Raw genomic sequence first — 17,146 nt, forward strand, 5'->3', positions numbered from 1 at the left:
AAATTCCTTTTTACGGAATAGACGTACCTCTGCGGCTATGGTTTAAGCCGTGCCAAATCACAAGCGGCAACAGCAGAAAGGTTTTTGCCTATGACAGCCATCGGCCACGATAGCCTCAAAACCCAGCAAACTCTGAATGTGGACGGCAAGGAGTACAAATACTTCTCCGTCGCCGAGGCTGCGTCCAAGCTGGGTGATATCTCCAAGCTGCCAAAGACCCTTAAGATCCTGCTCGAGAACGTTTTGCGTTTCGAGAACGGCGGCAGCTACACCGTGGACGACGCCAAGGCGATCGTCGAATGGCTGGAGAAGGCTTCCTCCGCCAAGGAAGTGCCCTTCAAGCCAGCCCGCATCCTGATGCAGGATTTCACCGGCGTGCCGGCGGTGGTCGACCTCGCCGCCATGCGCGACGGCGTGATGAAGCTGGGCGGCAAGCCCGAGAAGGTGAACCCGCTGATCCCGGTTGACCTGGTCATCGACCACTCCGTGATGGTCGACTACTCCGCCTCCGCCGACGCGCTGAAGAAGAACATCGAGCTGGAGTTCGAGCGCAATGGCGAGCGTTACAAGTTCCTCCGCTGGGGCCAGGAAGCCTTCAATAACTTCCGCGTCGTGCCGCCCGGCACCGGCATCTGCCACCAGGTGAACCTGGAATACCTCGCACAGGTCGCCTGGACCTCCGAGAATGACGGCTCCACCTTCGTCTACCCCGACACCCTGTACGGCACCGACTCCCACACCACCATGGTGAACGGCCTGGGCGTGCTGGGCTGGGGCGTGGGCGGCATCGAAGCCGAGGCCGCGATGCTCGGCCAGCCGATCGCCATGCTGATCCCGGACGTGATCGGCTTCAAGCTGACCGGCAAGCTCTCCGAGGGCGTGACCGCCACCGATCTGGTGCTCACCGTCACCCAGATGCTGCGCGCCAAGAAGGTCGTCGGCAAGTTCGTCGAGTTCTTCGGCGAGGGCCTGGACGAGCTGCCGCTCGCCGACCGCGCCACCATTGCCAACATGGCGCCGGAATACGGCGCGACCTGCGGCTTCTTCCCGGTTGACCAGCTCACCCTGGACTACCTGAAGCTCTCCGGCCGCGACGAGCACCGCATCAAGCTGGTCGAGGCGTTCGCCAAGGCCCAGGGCCTGTGGCGCGTCACCGGCGAGGACCCGGCCTTCACCGACACGCTGGTGCTCGACCTGTCCACCGTGCAGCCTTCGCTGGCCGGCCCGAAGCGCCCGCAGGACCGCGTGCTGCTCAAGGAAGCCGCTTCCGCTTTCAACACCGAGCTGACCAAGAGCCTGGGCGTTGCGCGGGACGCCGTTGGCACCAAGGTGGCCGTGGCCGGCACCGATTACGAGATCACCCATGGTGACATCGTGATCGCCGCCATCACCTCCTGCACCAACACTTCCAACCCGTACGTGCTGGTTTCGGCCGGCCTCGTTGCCCGCAAGGCACACGCTCTGGGCCTGACGCCGAAGCCGTGGGTGAAGACCTCGCTGGCCCCCGGCTCGCAGGTTGTGACCGACTATCTCAACCAGTCCGGCCTCGCTGCCGACCTGGATGCGATGGGCTTCCAGACCGTCGGCTATGGCTGCACCACCTGCATTGGCAACTCCGGCCCGCTGCCGGATGCCATCGTGGACGCCATCGAGGGCAACAAGCTGGTCGCGGCCTCCGTGCTCTCCGGCAACCGTAACTTCGAGGGCCGCGTGCACGCCAACGTGCGCGCCAACTACCTGGCCTCCCCGCCGCTGGTGGTCGCCTACTCGATCTTCGGCAACATCCGCGAGGACATCACCACCGCCGTGATAGGCACCTCCAAGGACGGCCAGCCGGTGTACCTGAAGGACATCTGGCCGACCACGAAGGAAGTGGCGGACACCGTGCACGCCAATGTGACGCGTGAGATGTTCGTCGAGCGCTACAGCGACGTGTTCAAGGGCCCGGCGCAGTGGCAGGCCATCGAAGTCACCGGCGGCACCGACACCTACGCCTGGCCGACTGGTTCCACCTACGTGAAGAACCCGCCCTACTTCGAGAGCATCACGCCGGCCCCGCGCGGCGCTGCCGACATCAAGGGCGCTCGCATCCTGGCGCTGCTGGGTGACTCCATCACCACCGACCACATCTCCCCGGCCGGTAACATCAAGAAGACGGCCCCGGCGGGCGTGTACCTCACGGAGCACCAGGTCCTGCAGAAGGACTTCAACTCCTACGGGTCCCGCCGCGGCAACGACGACGTGATGGTGCGCGGCACCTTCGCCAACATCCGCATCAAGAACGAGATGCTGGGTGGCGCCGAGGGTGGCAACACCAAGCACTATCCGGGTGGCGAAGAGCTTTCCATCTACGACGCCGCCGTGAAGTACAAGAAGGATGGCGTGCCGCTCGTGGTCATCGCTGGCCAGGAATACGGCACCGGCTCCAGCCGCGACTGGGCGGCCAAGGGCACGATGCTCCTGGGCGTGAAGGCCGTGGTCGCTGAGAGCTTCGAGCGCATCCACCGCTCCAACCTGGTCGGCATGGGCGTGCTGCCCCTGCTGTTCAAGGACGGCGTGACCCGCAAGAGCCTGGGCCTGACCGGTGAAGAGGTCATCGACATCGTGGGGCTGGACAAGCTCAGCCCGCGCATGGACCTGACCCTGGTCATCACCCGCAAGGATGGCACCAAGCAGGAAGTGCCGGTGCTGTGCCGTGTCGATACCGCCGACGAGGTGGAATACTACAAGCATGGCGGCATTCTGCAGTACGTGCTGCGCGGCATGGCCAAGTCTGCGTAAAGCCAAAGGCAGGGGGCCGAGCGCCCCCGTCCATCAGAAACGGCGCCTTCAGGCGCCGTTTTTTGTTGCGTAAGCGCATGTTATGGTTGCGTTAAATGTTGTTCCGGGCAAGCATCGGCGCTTGCCAGCAGCGCCGGGTCTGACAAAAGCAGGAGGGGGAGCTTGTTAGGGGCCATGTCATTGCATTGAGTGACCAATTTTCCGCGTACGGCGTCGGCGCGTATTCCGGCCAAGGGAAAACAATGACCGTTCAGTCCTGCGAGGCGGGGGTGTAAATGTCGCAGATCGCATCGATTGTTAACCTGCTTGTTAACGACTCCATCAACAGCCCAACCTCAGTGGGGCAGTTGAAGCTGTGGGATAAGATCGTCGGGCTGGATGTACGCACCGGCGACGTTGAGCAGGAGTTTCTCAACAACCCGGCGCTCCCCGGCTTCATCGTGCATGCCGACCGGCAGATTTTCGGGGTGGTCTCGCGCCGCATGCTGCTCACAGCCATCTCCCAGCCCTTCGGGCGCGAGGTGTTCATCAAGCGTCCGCTGCAGGAGTTGGCGCACAAGATGGATACGCGCCCGCTGACGCTGAAGGGCAGCACGCCGATTGCCGAGGCGCTCAAGCAGTCCATGCGCCGGGATGAGGAGATGCGATTCGAGCCGGTTCTCGTGCATACCGGCACCTCCATCGGCCTGCTGGAAATGCACATGCTGATGATCGCGCAGGCGAACCTGCTGGAGGATGCGCTCTCCTCCAAGGGCGTGCTGATCGAGAAGATCAAGGGAATTCTGGGTGGCCGCGTGGCGTAAGCCACAAGGCACACCAGAGCCCTTAAAGGCTTTTGAATTTGCTGAATTTTCTGGGGAAGTGGTGGGCGCGACAGGGATTGAACCTGTGACCCTTCGCGTGTGAAGCGAATGCTCTACCGCTGAGCTACGCGCCCGGTGTGGGGATGCTGGATAGTGGTGCCGAATGCATATGTCAATCTGCACGAACCGCCTTCCGGTGCGCCAGAAGCGATGGTAGACGAAAAAAATGGCCGGACATTCGCAATTCAAGAACATCATGCACCGCAAAGGTGCGCAGGACGCCAAGCGCGCGCGCATTTTTGCAAAGCTCATCCGTGAAATCACCGTCTCCGCGAAGGAGGGGCTGCCCGACCCGGCGGCGAATCCGCGCCTGCGCGCCGCCATAGGCGCGGCGCTGAAGCAGAACATGACGCGCGACGCGATCGACCGCGCGATCAAGAAGGCGACAGGCGCCGGCGGGCAGGAGAATTACGAGGCTGTGCGCTACGAGGGCTACGGCCCGGCTGGCGTGGCGGTTATCGTCGAGGCGCTCACGGATAACCGCAACCGCACCGCCTCCGTGGTGCGCGCGGCCTTCAACAAATCCGGCGGCGCGCTGGGGGAGACGAACTCCGTGTCCTTCATGTTCAACCGCATGGGCGTGGTGCGCTACCAGGCCTCCGCAGCCGATGCCGATACCATGCTGGAAGCGGCCATCGAGGCTGGCGCCGATGACGTAGGGAGCAACGAGGACGGCCATGAGGTGCAGGTCGCCATCGAGGGCTTCTTCGCCGTGCGCGACGCCCTGGCGCAGAAATTCGGCGAGCCGGCGGAGGCGCGAATCGAGTGGCGCCCGAACATGACCGTGGCGCTGGACGAGGAAAAAGCCGCTTCGGTGCTGAAATTGCTGGATGTTCTGGAAGATGATGACGACGTCCAGAACGTCTATGCCAATTTCGAGGTCCCCGAAGAGGTCATGGCGAAGCTCTCCGCCTGATGCGCTTGCTCGGCATCGACCCCGGCCTGCGGTTCACGGGCTGGGGCGTGCTGGAGGCAGAGGGCAACCGGCTGCGCCATGTGGCGGATGGGGTGATCGCCACCGAATCGGTGGATGACGTCCCCTCCCGGCTGAAAATGCTCGACGATGCCCTGGCCGAAATTCTTGCCCGCTACGCCCCCGCCGAGGCGGCGGTGGAAGAGACCTATGTGAACCGCAACGGCGCAGCCACGCTGAAGCTGGGTTACGCCCGCGGCGTGGCGCTGCTGGCCCCGGCGCGGGTGGGTATTCCGGTATTCGAATATGGAGCCAAGACTGTGAAGATGGCGGTTGTCGGTACAGGCAGCGCGGATAAGGAGCAGGTGGGGCTTATGGTCCGCCGCCTGCTGCCAGGTGCTGCGCAAAAACGGGCCGACGCGGCGGACGCGCTGGCGGTGGCGATCTGCCACGCGCATCATCGCGCCTCGCTCAACGCATGGAAGCGCCCGGCATGATCGCACGGCTGAAAGGCATCATCGAGAGCATCGGCGACTCGAACTGTGTCATCGACGTGAACGGGGTGGGCTATCTGGTGTTCTGTTCCTCCCGCACGCTCGCGGCGCTGGATGAGGGCGGTGCGGTGAGCATGCTTACCGAGATGCAAGTGCGCGAGGATTCCATCACGCTCTACGGCTTCGGCACGGTTGCCGAGCGGGAGTGGTTCCGCCTGCTCAATACCGTGCAGGGGGTGGGCGCCAAGGTGGCGCTGGGCATTCTCTCCGCGTTGTCGCCAGATCAGCTCATCGCCGCCATTTCCAGCAGCGACAAGGCGGCCTTGAGCCGTGCCCCCGGCGTGGGGCCACGGCTCGCCCTCCGCCTAGCGACGGAATTGCGTGAGAAGGCCGGGGCCATGCCCGGCGGCGGGGCGGCGGCGCTGCCGCCCGTCGTGGCGCTGCGCCACCATGCGGCTGACGCGCTCTCTGCGCTGGAAAATCTCGGCTACCGGCGCGCCGAGGCCGAGGCCGCCCTGACCAAGGGGATCGAGGCGCATGGCGCGGACGCGCCGCTTGACGTGCTGATCCGCGCAGGGCTGAAGGCGTTGGCGAAATGAGCAGCAACGTCATCCGTCATCACGAGCGCAGCGCAGCGATCCATCTTTTTTCACAGTGTTGGGACGAAAATGGATCGCTTCGCTGCGCTCGCGATGACGGTATAAGAGCGGCCCCATGAGTGAAGACCGCATCACCTCTGGCGAGCGCCTGCCCGATGACGTGGCCGAAGCCGCGCTGCGCCCGCAAACGCTGGACGATTTCACCGGCCAGCAGGCCAGCCGGGAAAATTTAAAAATCTTCATCCAGGCCGCGAAGTCCCGTGGCGAAGCCCTTGATCATGTTCTTCTTCATGGCCCGCCAGGGCTGGGCAAGACCACGCTGGCGCAGATCGTCGCGCGTGAGATGGGCGTGGGGTTCAAGGCCACGTCCGGCCCGGTGATCCAGAAATCCGGCGATCTTGCCGCCATCCTTACCAATCTGCAGCCGCGCGACGTGCTGTTCATCGACGAGATCCACCGCCTGCAACCGGCGATCGAGGAAATCCTCTACCCGGCCATGGAGGATTTCCAGCTCGACCTCATCATCGGCGAGGGGCCGGGCGCGCGCACCGTGCGCATCGACCTGCCGCCCTTCACGCTGGTTGGCGCCACCACCCGCGCCGGGCTGCTGGCCACGCCGCTGCGCGACCGCTTCGGCATTCCGCTGCGGCTGGTGTTCTACACGCCGGACGAACTCACCGGCATCGTCATCCGCCTGGCGCAGAAGCTGGGCATGGATCTCTCCTACGAAGGCGCGCACGAGATCGCCAAGCGCTCCCGCGGCACGCCGCGCGTGGCCGGAAGGCTCACCCGCCGGGTGCGGGACTTCGCCGCGGTGGCTGGCGCCGGCACCATCACCCGGGAGCTGGCCGATGCCGCGCTGACCCGGCTGGACGTCGACCATAAGGGGCTGGATGCCATGGATATCAGGTACTTAAGGCGCTTGGCCGAACACCATAATGGCGGCCCGGTGGGCGTTGAAACCCTGGCGGCGGCTTTGGCCGAGGCGCGGGACACGCTGGAGGATGTGGTCGAGCCCTATCTCATCCAGGAAGGACTTTTGCTCCGCACCTCGCGTGGCAGAATGCTGGGCGATGCCGGTTGGCGGCACCTTGGACTCACGCCGCCACAGAATCGCCCAGATCAGCTGGATTTACTGCTCCCCGAATGATCTATATTTACGAGACCCGGATCTACTATCAGGACACCGACGCGGGCGGCATCGTGTACCACGCCAACTACCTGTCCATTGCCGAACGCGCCCGCACTGAGGCGCTGCGCGACATGGGCGCGCCTCATTCGGAGATGGTTGCTCAGTACAACGTGATGTTTGTGGTGCATCGCGTCAATTTGCACTATCAGCGGCCCGCGAGGCTGGACGAGGTGGTGCGCGTGGAAACAGAGTTCAGGGAGATTGGCGGGGCGACAGTCACGCTTCGTCAAAAATTCCTGCGAGACAGCGACTCGCTGGCTGTGCTTGACCTCGCCCTGGGTTGCGCGCGTGTCTCGGATGGCCGGGCCACGCGCATTCCGCGCGACTGGGTGCAGCGGCTGAAAATTTAACTGGGGAAAGACATTGGACGATACGGTTACTCAGGCGGCCATGGCCGCGCCTTCTGCGGCGAATTTGTCGCTGCTCGGCCTGTTCCTCCAGGCTGACATCGTGGTGAAGCTTGTGATGCTGGTGCTGCTCTTTGCCAGCGTGTGGGTCTGGACGATCATCATCGAGAAGGTGATGACCCTGCGCCGCGTGAACAGCGAGGCGAACGTGTTCGAGGACGAGTTCTGGTCCGGCGGCAGCCTGGACAATCTGTATGAGCGCGAGGGCACCGACCCCACCAACCCGATGGCGGCCGTGTTCGGCGCCGCGATGAGCGAGTGGAAACGCACCGCGCGCATCGCCGGCTCCGAGATCGGCAAGACAGCCGTGGAGCAGCGCGTGGATCGTGCGATGAGCGTGACGATCATGCGCGAGATGGACCGGCTGGAGCGGTTCATGATCTTCCTCGCTTCCGTCGGCGCCACGGCGCCGTTCATCGGCCTGTTCGGCACGGTCTGGGGTATCATGCACTCCTTCTCGGCCATCGCCGCCATGCACAATACCGACCTCGCCGTGGTCGCTCCGGGCATCGCCGAGGCGCTGTTCGCCACCGCCATCGGCCTGGTGGCCGCCATTCCGGCGGTGCTGGCCTATAACAAGCTCTCCAACGACCTCGCCCGCTTCGGGTCGCGGCTGGAGGGCTTCGGCGCCGAATTCTCCGCAATTCTGTCGCGCCAGACCGAGGAGCATAAGTAAATGGCCGGCGGGCTGATGGGGCCGGGCAACGGCAAGAAGCGCTACCGCCCGATGGCGGAGATCAACGTCACCCCGCTGGTGGACGTGATGCTGGTGCTGCTGATCATCTTCATGGTCACGGCGCCGATGATCACCTCCTCGGTGAACGTGAACCTGCCCCAGGCCAACGCCAAGCCGGCCCAGGCCGACGCCAAGCCCATCACTATCACGGTGAACGCGCAGGACCAGATCTTCCTGCAGAACACGCAGGTGGAGCTGAGCAATCTGGTCGCCACGCTGCAGCAGGCCGCGCAGAACAATCCTGACCAGCGCGTCTACGTGCGCGGGGACAAGGATGTCTCCTACGGCGACATGCTGCAGGTGATGGCAACGATCACCCAGGGCGGTTTCACGAAAGTGGCGCTGCTCGCCCAACCGACCGGCTCCGGCAAGTAAGCCGGGGAGGGGAGCAATATCTTGGACCGGGATCTCCGCCGGGGCGTAACCATATCCGCGTTCGTCCACGCCGCGATCATCATCGCGGCGATCGTGACACTGCCGCTCCAGCCGCTGGATACCAGCGCCGAGCAGGATGTGGATGTGGATTTGGTTGGCCCCTCCGCGCCGCAAGAGGCGTTTGAGAAGAACAAGGTGCCGGCGCCTTCCAACCTGCCGGTGCCGCACCAGGGCCCGCTGGCGGTGAACCAGCCGAAGCCACAGCCGATCGAGGCGCCGCCACCGCCGCCTCCGCCGCCGCCGCCCTCGCCGGAGCAGAAGCCGAGCACCACGCCCCCGGCGCCCGCCCCTCCGCCGCCCCCGCCGGCGCCGAGTCCGCAGGCCATTCCCACGCCGCCGCCACCGCCGCATCCGCCGCAGAAGGTGGCGAGCATCGTGCAGCCGCCGCAGAAGCAGCCGCCGGAGAAGCAGCCCCCCGCACCGGCCAAGAGCCCGACGCATCAGCAGCATGTGGTAAAGACCCCGGCGCCGCTGAGCCAGAACGTGCTGAACACGCTGATGAAGCTGCAGGCCCTGCAGAAGCAGGTGCAGCCGCCGACGCATGTGTACAACCCCGACCAGGGCGGTGCGCCCAATGGCGGCGGAAGCCCGAACAGCACGGCCAATTCCGGCCTCTCGGGCGCTGACCGCGATGCCATCGGCAACCATGTGCGCCCCTGCTGGAGCGTGGATGCCGGCGCGCCTGGGCTGGCCGGGTTCAGCGTGATGCTGCTGGTGACGACCGACCCCTCGGGCACGGTGCGCCAGGCTGTCGTCGCGCCGCAGGACCAGGACAAGATGAGCGACCCGTATTTCAACGCCTATGCGAGCCGCGCCGTCGATGCGGTGATGAACTACCAGTGTGCTACCTTGCCGCTGCCTTCCTATATGCTGGGTCAGAACCAGACCTTCCTGTTCCATTTCACTCCGTGAGAGGTACTGATGACACGTTTTAAATTGCCGCCCTTCTCCCGCCGCGGGATCATCGGCGCCGGGGCCGCGACATTGATCGGTCCGTCCGCCTTCGCGCAGAGCATGCTCGGTGGCGGCGGTGCCACACCCGCTCCGGCCGCGCCGAGCGGCGGCGGCTCCTCCGGTGGCGACCCGGCGATCAATGTGAGCGGCGCGCAGAACCAGCCGATTCCCATCGCCATCGCACCGTTCGAAGACACCTCGGGCACTGGCGCGCAGATCACCAGCGTGATCGGCAGCGACCTCACCCATTCCGGTCTGTTCCGCGCGCTGGATCAGTCCAGCTTTGTGCCCAACTCCGTGAATAACGGCACGCCGGTGTGGCAGAACTGGACCCTCCTCGGCGCCCAGGGGCTGGTCACCGGCTCCGTCACCGATGCCGGCGGCGGCCAGCTGCGTGTGGAGTTCCGCCTGTGGAACGTGCAGCAGCAGCAGCAGTTGCAGGGCACGGCCTACACCACCACCGCCGATAACTGGCGCCGGATCGCGCATATCATAGCCGACTCGGTGTACCAGCAGATGATCGGCGAGAAGGGCTATTTCGATTCGCGCGTCGCCTACATCTCCGAGACTGGTACGACGACGAGCCCGATCCGCCGCCTGGCGGTCATGGATTACGACGGCGCGAACAACCAGTTCCTGACCGACGGCTCCTCCATGGCGATCTCGCCGCAGTACAACCCGGTGCGCCAGCAACTCGCCTTCGTCAGCTTCCAGGGCGACAACCCGCGCGTTTATCTGTTCGACCTGCAGTCCGGCTCGACCCGCCTGGTCGGCGCCTATGGCGACATGACCATCGGCCCGCGCTTCTCGCCGGATGGCAACTCGCTGCTCATGTCCGTGTCGAAGAACGGCGGTTCGGCGATCGTGAAGACCGACCTCTCCGGCGGCGGCATGACCGAACTTACCGACTATTCCTCGATCAATGTGACGCCTTGCTACTCGCCCGATGGCAGCCAGATCGTGTTCAACTCGGACCGTGACGGCAACCAGCAGCTTTTCGTGATGGGTGCCGACGGTTCCGGCGCCAAGCGCATCTCCTTCGGCCCCGGCCGCTATGCCGAACCGTGCTGGTCGCCGCGTGGGGACCTCATCACCTACACCTTCTGGGGCTCGGGCGGGTTTTCCATCGGCGTGATGGCGCCGGATGGAACGGGCGAGCGAATCCTCACCCAGGGCTTCCTGGTGGAGAACTCCACCTTCTGCCCGAATGGCCGCGTGATCATGTTCGACCGTCAGAGCCCAACCGCAGGCGGCCACGATTCCCGCCTGGTCACCATTGGCATCGATGGTTTCAACGAACAGATGGTCGACACGCCGACCTACGGTTCCGACCCGTCCTGGGGCCCTCTGCTGGCCTGAACCGAAGAGCCGGGCCCAAAGTGGCCCGGTTTTTTTTGGTCCATAAAGATATATTTTAAAGGAATCTTTTGTTGCTTATTTGCAACCGGGTGTGTGGGCTTATTTTGGAGTATTGAAGATTTGTTCCAGATCAAAGAGTACTGAAAGGGGCGCGCTTATCCGGGTCCTGTTCACCAATTACGGGAGCCTGTTTTATGAAGTCCACGTTCCGTACGGTTGCCGCCGCTGCTCTGCTGGCCGGCACCGCGTTTACCCCCGCACTGGCCCAGAGCGCTCCGGGCTATGTGGAGCCCAGCAACTACGACATCCTCAACGGCGCGACTGGTTATCAGCCCGGCGACATCATGACGCACCTGAGCATCATCGGCGTTATCCCTGAGAATGTAAGTAGCCATGTGAACGTTGTAGGGGGGCCGACTGTTGGCAAGCTCGGCATCACCTCCGGTGTGTCGCCGGAGCTCGATGCCTCCTACTTCGTAACCAAGAATTTGTCTTTTCAGATTATTGCAGCCACCAGCCGCCACACCCTCTCGCTCAATAATAACGGCAAGAGCGCGACGCTGGGTTCCACCTGGGTTCTGCCCCCCACGCTGACCGCCCAGTGGCACTTCCCCCAGATCGGCATCATCCGTCCCTATGTTGGTGTCGGCATCACCGTCGCGTTCTTCTATGGCACCAGCCCGAAGACCTCTAACGGCTTTACTTCGCTGGGTTTGCGCACCGCCGTCGGTCCGTCCTTTGACGCCGGCTTCGACGTGCCGCTGCAGGGCAACTGGACCGCGAACGTGGACGTGAAGCAGATTATCCTGCCCACCGCCGCGAGCGTGAACCATGGCGCCGTCCATGCGATGACCGGCCTCGACCCCACCGTGGTTGGCTTCGGCGTCGGTTACAAGTTCTAAGCCATTCCGGCTTGATCGACGGGAAGAGGCGGCCCAAAAGGCCGCCTTTTTTCGTTTCCGCCTTGTCTTGCGGGGCGTTTTGCGCCATATGCCCCTCCGCCCGCATGGTGCGGGCAAATTCACACGCGGGGGCCTTTCCTGGGGAAGCCCAAGAGGTCCGGTGCCGTAAGGTACTTCCCCCCGCGGAGGATATAACCGGATCAGATCAAGGAAAGAGAACTGCCAATGGCACTTCCCGATGTCTCCCTGCGCCAGCTGCTCGAAGCCGGCGTGCATTTCGGCCACAACACCCGCCGCTGGAACCCGCGCATGGCGCCGTACCTGTTCGGCGTGCGCAACCAGGTCCACATCATCGACCTGCAGCAGACCGTTCCCCTGCTGGAGCGCGCCCTGAAGCAGGTGCGTGACGTGACCGCCGCCGGCGGCCGCGTGCTGTTTGTTGGCACCAAGCGCGCCGCGGCCGACTACGTGGCCGAGTCCGCGCAGCGTTGCGGCCAGTACTACGTGAACCACCGCTGGCTCGGCGGCATGCTGACCAACTGGAAGACCATCACCGGCTCCATCAAGCGCCTGCGCCAGATGGACGAGCTGCTGGCCGGCGAGACCCAGGGCTATTCCAAGAAGGAAGTCCTGAACATGACGCGCGACCGCGAGAAGCTGGAGCGCGCGCTGGGCGGCATCAAGGACATGGGTGGCCTGCCGGACGTCCTGTTTATCATCGACACCAACAAGGAGAAGCTGGCGGTCGAGGAAGCCAACAAGCTGGGCATCCCCGTCATCGCCATCCTCGACTCCAACTCCGACCCCGAGGGCGTGACCTACCCGGTCCCGGGCAATGACGACGCGATCCGCGCCATCACCCTGTATTGCGACCTCGTTGCCGGCGCGGTACTGGACGGCATCTCCGCCGAGCTGGGCTCCGCCGGAATCGACCTGGGCGAGGCTGCTGAGCCGATCCTGGACGCGGCGCCGGAAGCTGAGGCGCACGCCTGATATTGTTTCGGGTGCCGCAAGGCGCCCGGCAAAAAAACCGAACGTCGCGCGCGGGGGCAAATGTCCTCGCGCGCAAACGCATAAAGGAGCGAACACATGGCTGAAATTACCGCTGCCCTGGTTAAGGACCTGCGCGAGATGACCGGCGCGGGCATGATGGACTGCAAGAAGGCGCTGACCGAGACCAATGGCGAGATCGAAGCCGCCATCGACTGGCTGCGCAAGAAGGGCCTCTCCGCCGCGGCCAAGAAGTCCGGCCGCGTGGCCTCCGAGGGTCTGGTCGGCGTGGCGCTCGCCCCCGGCAAGGCCGCGATGGTCGAGATCAACGCCGAGACCGACTTCGTTGCCCGTAACGAGGCGTTCCAGAACTTCGTCGAGACCGTCGCCAAGCTGGCGCTGGACGTGGGCGAGGATGTGGAGGCCCTGAAGGCCGCCGCCTATCCCGGCACCGGCCGCACCGTCGCGGAAGAGGCCGTGCATCTGGTCGCCACCATCGGCGAGAACATGAATGTCCGCCGCGTCGCCGTCATCGAGGTGCCGGGTGGCGTAGCCGCCGCCTACATCCACGGCGCGCTGAAGCCGGGCCTGGGCAAGATCGGCGTGATCGTCGGCCTGGACGGCAATGCGTCCGAGGCTCTGGAGGCCCTGGGCAAGCAGATCGGCATGCATGTCGCCGCGACCCGCCCGGATGCGCTGTCCGTCGCTGAGGTCGACCCGGCCGCGCTGGAGCGCGAGAAGAACGTGCTCTCCGAGCAGGCCCGCGCCTCTGGCAAGCCGGAAGCCATCATCGAGAAGATGGTCGAAGGCCGCGTGAAGAAGTTCTACGAGGACGTGGTGCTGCTGGAGCAGGTCTGGGTGCATGACGGCGAGAGCAAGGTGAAGGCTGTGGTCGAGAAGGCCGGCGCCAAGATCACCCGCTTCGTCCGCTTCCACCTGGGCGAGGGTATCGAGAAGGAAGCCACCGACTTCGCAGCTGAAGTGGCGGCGGCGGCCGGGGTTTAACCCGTCCTTCATCTGGACTAAACCAGGGCGGTTCGGGCATTGTGCCGGAGCCGCCCTTTCTGTGCGATCATCCCGCGCCGAATCGGATTCGGGGCGGTCTGGGGTGTGAATCGCCCACCAAGAACTGTATGAGCGAGGCCATGAACCCGATTCCCCTCTACAAGCGTGTACTGCTTAAGGTTTCCGGCGAGGCCCTGATGGGCACCCGCGAATACGGGTTGGATACCGATACCCTGAACGCCATCGCGCAGGACGTGCGTGACGTGGTGGCCATGGGCGTCGAAGTCTGCCTGGTCATCGGCGGCGGCAACATCTTCCGTGGCGTTGCTGGGGCGGCGGGGGGCATGGACCTCGCCCAGGCCGACTACATGGGCATGCTGGCCACGGTGATGAACGCGCTGGCCATGCAGTCGGCGCTGGAAAAGCAGGAGGTGCCGACCCGGGTGCAGACCGCCATCCCGATGTCCGCCGTTTGCGAGCCCTATATCCGCCGCCGCGCCATGCGCCACATGGAAAAGGGCAGGGTGGTGATCTTCGCCGGCGGCACCGGCAATCCGTTCTTCACCACCGACACCGCCGCCGCCCTGCGCGCTGCCGAGATGAACTGCGACGCAATGCTGAAGGGCACGCAAGTGGATGGCGTATACTCCGCCGACCCGCGCAAGGTGAGCAATGCCGAGCGCTACGAGGAACTCACCTATCTGGACGTGCTGGCGCGGGACCTCAACGTCATGGACGCCTCCGCCATTTCGCTCTCGCGCGAGAATCATCTTCCCATCATCGTTTTCGACATTCATGCCCCGGGGGCGTTCGCCGCTGTCATGCGCGGCGAAGGGCGCTACACCCGGATAACGGAACCGCAGGCCTAAGGAGCAACAAGAATGGCTGACTTAGCTGATATCAAATCCGACCTCACCCGCCGCATGGACGGCGCGCTGGACGCGCTGAAGCGCGAATTCGGCGGCCTGCGCACCGGCCGTGCCTCTCCGGCGCTGCTGGAGCCGGTGAAGGTTGATGCCTATGGCACGATGATGCCGATCAACCAGGTCGCTACCATCGCCGTGCCGGAAGCCCGGATGATCACTGTGCAGGTGTGGGACCGCTCGATGATCAATTCCGTGGTCGCCGCCATCCGCGACTGCGGCCTGGGCCTGAACCCGCAGCCGGATGGCCAGATCGTCCGCGTGCCGCTGCCAGTGCTTACCGAGGAGCGCCGCGTCGAGCTGGTGAAGGCCGCCGGCAAATATGCCGAGAGCGCCCGCATCGCCGTGCGCGGCGTGCGCCGTGACGGCATGGAGCAGATCAAGGCGCAGCTGAAGAAATCAGAGATCTCCGAGGACGACGAGCGCGACTGGGCCGAGCAGGTGCAGAAGCTCACGGATGGCTACATCAAGCGCGTCGATGATAGCCTGGCCGAGAAGGAAAAGGACATCCGCCAGGTCTGATGTCTCTCAATCCATTTCATCCCGTGCCACGGCATGTTGCCGTCATCATGGACGGCAATGGCCGCTGGGCGGCAGCGCGCGGCCTGCCGCGTGCCGCCGGCCACCGGGAGGGCGCGAAAGCCGTGCGCCGCATCATCGAGGCGGCGATTGACCAGGGCGTAAGCTACCTCACGCTGTTCGCCTTTTCCTCCGAAAACTGGCAGCGCCCGGCGGAGGAAGTCACGGATCTGACCTTCCTGCTGAAGCATTATCTGCGCAGCGAGCTGAACGAGCTGCATGAGCAGGGCGTGTGCCTGAAGGTGATCGGCGAGCGCGAGCGCTTCGGGCCGAATCTGGCCGCGGAGCTGGAGACGGCCGAGGCCAGGACGGCAGGCAACTCTCGCCTGACCCTGGTCATGGCGCTCTCCTATGGCGGGCGTGCGGATATTGTGGGCGCGGCGCGCCGGGCCATGGAGGCCGGGGTGAGGCCGGAGGAGCTGACGGAACAGGTTTTCGCCGGGTTCCTCTCCACGACCGGCATCCCCGACCCCGACCTGCTGATCCGCACCTCGGGCGAGGAGCGCATCTCCAATTTCCTGCTCTGGCAGTTGGCCTATTCCGAGCTGTTCTTCACCCCGGTGCTGTGGCCGGATTTCTCCGCCGAGCATCTCGCCGCGGCGCTGAGCGAGTACGCAACAAGGGAGCGGCGCTTTGGTGCACGCCCTGTCTGACATAACGGATAAATCGGCGGATAACCGCTGGTCGGATCTCTCTATCCGCACCGCCTCGGCGCTGGTGCTCGGGCCGCTGGCGCTGTTCTGCGTCTGGTATGGCGGCTGGGCCTGGAGCGCGCTGCTGCTCATCGCCATGGGCGGGCTGGGCTGGGAATGGGGGCGGCTGGCGGGTTTTCCCAGGCCGCTGGCACTCGTCGCGGTCATGGCCGTGCTGTGGTGCAGTGGCGTGTTTCTGGGGCCGGTCTCCAGCCTCGTGAACATGCTCTGGATCGCGGCGTTGACCGGCTGGCTGTACAAGAGCCGTTTCGTGGCGCTGGGCGTACCTTACGCCGCGCTTGGCGGGCTGTGTCTGCTCTGGCTGAGGCTGCGGCCCGAGATTGGGCTGGAGGACACCGCGTTCCTCGTGCTGGTGGTCTGGGGCACGGATATCGGCGCCTATGTCTTCGGGCGGCTGCTCGGCGGGCCGAAGCTGGCGCCAAAGATTTCACCCGGCAAAACCTGGAGCGGTTCGTTCGGCGGCCTTCTCAGCGGCGCCGCCGCAGGGGCGCTGCTCGCCTGGCATCTGCAGGCCGAGCCGTGGCAGGCTTTCGCCGTCGGGCTGGTGCTGAGCCTTTGCGCCCAGGGCGGAGATTTGCTGGAAAGCGCGATCAAGCGCAAACTGGGGGTCAAGGATTCCGGCCACACGATCCCCGGCCATGGCGGGCTGTTCGACCGGCTGGATGGTTTTCTTGCCGCAGGGCCCGTGGCGGCACTGCTGGCGTTCTGCGTACATGGAGGCGTGCCATTATGGGGCTAAAGCGGCTAACAATCCTCGGGTCCACGGGCAGCGTTGGAACGCAAACGCTTGATCTTGTGGCAGAAAGCCCGGAGGCCTATGCCGTCTGCGCCCTTATCGGCGGGCGTAATGTGGCGCTGCTGGCGGAGCAGGCGAAGCAGTTCCGCCCCGAGATCACGGTCATTTCCGACGAATCGCTGCTCGGCGAGTTGCGCGAGGCGCTGGCGGGCACGAACCTCGCCTGCGCTGGCGGGCGCGAGGCGGTGCTGGAGGCCGCCGGCCGTCCGGTGGACTGGACCATGTCCGCCATCACCGGCGTGGCCGGGCTGGAGCCCACGCTCGCCGCGGTGAAGCATGGCGGCACCATCGCGTTTGCCAACAAGGAGGCGCTGGTCTCCGCCGGCGATGTGTTCCTGCGCGCCGTGGATGAGGCGAACGCCACGCTGCTGCCGGTCGATTCCGAGCATAACGCCATCATGCAGGCCATGGCGGACGGCAACACCAAGGCTATCGACAAGATCGTGCTCACCGCCTCCGGCGGGCCGTTCCGCAATCATTCGCTGGAGGAGATGCGCGGCATCAC

18 protein-coding genes, 1 tRNA gene and 1 pseudogene are annotated in these 17,146 nt (G+C 64.8%); 19 read left to right on the top strand and 1 reads right to left on the bottom strand.

What is annotated here, in order from left to right; genetic code table 11:
- The first annotated feature begins 90 nt into the window (after positions 1 to 90).
- A complete protein-coding gene (gene acnA / locus ACLPJJ_RS13045) occupies positions 91 to 2,781 on the top strand; it encodes an aconitate hydratase AcnA (RefSeq protein ID WP_443591427.1) in 2,691 nt (896 codons plus the stop codon).
- A 275-nt stretch (positions 2,782 to 3,056) separates the two neighbouring features.
- Positions 3,057 to 3,584, top strand: coding sequence for a CBS domain-containing protein (locus tag ACLPJJ_RS13050; RefSeq protein WP_443591428.1), 528 nt, complete (start codon positions 3,057 to 3,059; stop codon positions 3,582 to 3,584).
- Positions 3,585 to 3,643: 59 nt separating this feature from the next.
- Here the strand turns inward: ACLPJJ_RS13050 and ACLPJJ_RS13055 are convergent.
- Positions 3,644 to 3,718 (bottom strand) — tRNA-Val (locus tag ACLPJJ_RS13055).
- Between the two features lie 92 nt (positions 3,719 to 3,810).
- Here ACLPJJ_RS13055 and ACLPJJ_RS13060 point away from each other — a divergent pair.
- The 17 genes and pseudogenes from ACLPJJ_RS13060 to ACLPJJ_RS13140 form a co-directional block, all read left to right on the top strand.
- Positions 3,811 to 4,560: a YebC/PmpR family DNA-binding transcriptional regulator gene (locus tag ACLPJJ_RS13060; RefSeq protein ID WP_443591429.1), complete on the top strand. Its 750-nt coding sequence runs from the start codon at positions 3,811 to 3,813 to the stop codon at positions 4,558 to 4,560.
- On the top strand, positions 4,557 to 5,054 hold the full coding sequence (gene ruvC, locus ACLPJJ_RS13065) for a crossover junction endodeoxyribonuclease RuvC (protein WP_443591444.1): 498 nt from the start codon (positions 4,557 to 4,559) through the stop codon (positions 5,052 to 5,054). Before ACLPJJ_RS13060 ends, ruvC begins: the two co-directional genes overlap by 4 nt.
- Positions 5,051 to 5,650, top strand: coding sequence for a Holliday junction branch migration protein RuvA (gene ruvA, locus ACLPJJ_RS13070; protein WP_443591430.1), 600 nt, complete (start codon positions 5,051 to 5,053; stop codon positions 5,648 to 5,650). The genes ruvC and ruvA overlap by 4 nt, the downstream gene beginning before the upstream one ends.
- Positions 5,651 to 5,765: 115 nt before the next feature.
- Positions 5,766 to 6,800, top strand: coding sequence for a Holliday junction branch migration DNA helicase RuvB (gene ruvB, locus ACLPJJ_RS13075; RefSeq protein ID WP_443591431.1), 1,035 nt, complete (start codon positions 5,766 to 5,768; stop codon positions 6,798 to 6,800).
- Complete coding sequence (locus tag ACLPJJ_RS13080; RefSeq protein WP_443591432.1) at positions 6,797 to 7,192, top strand: YbgC/FadM family acyl-CoA thioesterase; 396 nt, start codon at positions 6,797 to 6,799, stop codon at positions 7,190 to 7,192. Before ruvB ends, ACLPJJ_RS13080 begins: the two co-directional genes overlap by 4 nt.
- Before the next feature lie 40 nt (positions 7,193 to 7,232).
- Entirely contained in the window at positions 7,233 to 7,925 is a 693-nt protein-coding gene (tolQ, locus tag ACLPJJ_RS13085) for a protein TolQ (RefSeq protein ID WP_443591433.1), read from the top strand.
- A complete protein-coding gene (tolR, locus tag ACLPJJ_RS13090; RefSeq protein ID WP_443591434.1) occupies positions 7,926 to 8,360 on the top strand; it encodes a protein TolR in 435 nt (144 codons plus the stop codon). It begins immediately after the preceding gene.
- Positions 8,361 to 8,381: 21 nt separating this feature from the next.
- Positions 8,382 to 9,332: a hypothetical protein gene (locus ACLPJJ_RS13095; RefSeq protein ID WP_443591435.1), complete on the top strand. Its 951-nt coding sequence runs from the start codon at positions 8,382 to 8,384 to the stop codon at positions 9,330 to 9,332.
- A 9-nt stretch (positions 9,333 to 9,341) separates the two neighbouring features.
- Entirely contained in the window at positions 9,342 to 10,733 is a 1,392-nt protein-coding gene (gene tolB, locus ACLPJJ_RS13100) for a Tol-Pal system beta propeller repeat protein TolB (RefSeq protein WP_443591436.1), read from the top strand.
- Positions 10,734 to 10,927: 194 nt separating this feature from the next.
- Positions 10,928 to 11,635 (top strand): OmpW/AlkL family protein, encoded by a 708-nt coding sequence (locus tag ACLPJJ_RS13105; protein ID WP_443591437.1) that lies wholly within the window; start codon positions 10,928 to 10,930, stop codon positions 11,633 to 11,635.
- A gap of 225 nt (positions 11,636 to 11,860) precedes the next feature.
- The gene (rpsB, locus tag ACLPJJ_RS13110; RefSeq protein WP_443591438.1) at positions 11,861 to 12,628 is read left to right on the top strand and encodes a 30S ribosomal protein S2; all 768 of its coding nucleotides are present in this window, start codon (positions 11,861 to 11,863) and stop codon (positions 12,626 to 12,628) included.
- A 96-nt stretch (positions 12,629 to 12,724) separates the two neighbouring features.
- A complete protein-coding gene (gene tsf, locus ACLPJJ_RS13115) occupies positions 12,725 to 13,630 on the top strand; it encodes a translation elongation factor Ts (protein ID WP_443591439.1) in 906 nt (301 codons plus the stop codon).
- Between the two features lie 140 nt (positions 13,631 to 13,770).
- Positions 13,771 to 14,499, top strand: a complete 729-nt coding sequence (gene pyrH, locus ACLPJJ_RS13120; RefSeq protein WP_443591440.1) for a UMP kinase — start codon at positions 13,771 to 13,773, stop codon at positions 14,497 to 14,499.
- A 12-nt stretch (positions 14,500 to 14,511) separates the two neighbouring features.
- A complete protein-coding gene (gene frr, locus ACLPJJ_RS13125; RefSeq protein ID WP_443591441.1) occupies positions 14,512 to 15,075 on the top strand; it encodes a ribosome recycling factor in 564 nt (187 codons plus the stop codon).
- Positions 15,075 to 15,785, top strand: coding sequence for a polyprenyl diphosphate synthase (gene uppS / locus ACLPJJ_RS13130; protein WP_443591442.1), 711 nt, complete (start codon positions 15,075 to 15,077; stop codon positions 15,783 to 15,785). The genes frr and uppS overlap by 1 nt, the downstream gene beginning before the upstream one ends.
- Entirely contained in the window at positions 15,769 to 16,584 is an 816-nt protein-coding gene (locus ACLPJJ_RS13135; protein ID WP_443591443.1) for a phosphatidate cytidylyltransferase, read from the top strand. Before uppS ends, ACLPJJ_RS13135 begins: the two co-directional genes overlap by 17 nt.
- A pseudogene (locus ACLPJJ_RS13140) lies at positions 16,575 to 17,146 on the top strand (1-deoxy-D-xylulose-5-phosphate reductoisomerase); the annotation flags it as partial. The gene ACLPJJ_RS13135 and the pseudogene ACLPJJ_RS13140, both read left to right, overlap by 10 nt.

This window comes from Acidocella sp., assembly GCF_052326845.1.
Lineage (GTDB): Bacteria > Pseudomonadota > Alphaproteobacteria > Acetobacterales > Acetobacteraceae > Acidocella.